This window comes from Paracoccus sp. Z118, assembly GCF_019061185.1.
Taxonomy (GTDB): Bacteria; Pseudomonadota; Alphaproteobacteria; order Rhodobacterales; family Rhodobacteraceae; genus Paracoccus.
Window position 1 is genome coordinate 1 of the sequence record NZ_JAHQZU010000138.1, and the last position, 405, is coordinate 405.

Sequence of the window (405 nt, forward strand, 5' to 3'; positions counted from 1 at the left end):
AAGACCTCGCGAACAGCCGCATGGTCGCCAGCCTCAAGCGCGTAGAGCGCAGCATTGGCGACCTCGTCCGCCCGGATGGCCTTGGGCTTGGCCTCCTCGAAGAACTCCGTGTCCACCATGCCCGGCGCGATAAGGGTGCAGCGCCCGCCCCACTCGCGCATCTCCTCGGCCAGGTTACCTGCGTAGCCGTGGACGAACCATTTGGAAGCGCCGTAGACCGATCCCTTGATATGAACGCGGCCCGCCGCCGATCCGGTCATCAGCAGGTGGCCTTGCCGTTCCTTCAGGTGAGGCAGGGCGGCCTTCGCGGTGAAGAGCAGGCCCATGATGTTGATCCCGATCATCGCCCGCCATTCGTCCGCGTCGCCGCCCTCGGTGCCTGGCGCGTCGAGGCCGCGTCCGGCA

Annotated in this window: 1 protein-coding gene; it reads right to left on the minus strand. The window is 67.2% G+C overall.

Annotated features, from left to right (window positions below; genetic code table 11):
- A partial coding sequence (locus KTN05_RS17890) for an SDR family oxidoreductase (RefSeq protein WP_217330701.1) occupies positions 1 to 405 on the minus strand: 405 nt, incomplete at both ends.